We start from the raw sequence: 259 nt of genomic DNA, 5'->3' as shown, positions 1-259 counted from the left end.
TACAAGCATCGTAAAGAGACGGTCGAACGGAGCTTCGCCGATGCGAAGCAACTACATGGTCATCGTTACGCGCGCTTTCGTGGATTAGCCAAGGTCAAGGCGCAAGCGCTGCTCGCTGCGGCATGCCAAAACATGAAGAAAATGGCGAGTTTATTAGAAAAGGCCCTGCGCCTTTCTTTATCGTCTTATTTGACTCAAGCAAAGCACCTATGGCGACTATGGAAGGCATTGAGTCTTCGTTTGAAAAATACGTGGCGAA

At 49.0% G+C, this 259-nt stretch carries 1 protein-coding gene; it reads left to right on the top strand.

Going from position 1 to position 259, the window contains the following annotated elements:
• Nucleotides 1–259: transposase (locus tag H8K52_RS22025; RefSeq protein WP_425507565.1), on the top strand; the 259-nt coding region annotated here is incomplete at both ends.

The sequence above is a fragment of the Affinundibacterium seohonense genome, from assembly GCF_014284305.1.
Classification (GTDB): Bacteria; Pseudomonadota; Gammaproteobacteria; order Burkholderiales; family Burkholderiaceae_D; genus Undibacterium; species Undibacterium seohonense.
Note: the sequence above shows the minus strand (reverse complement) of the source record. Positions and strands in the feature narration are given on the sequence as shown.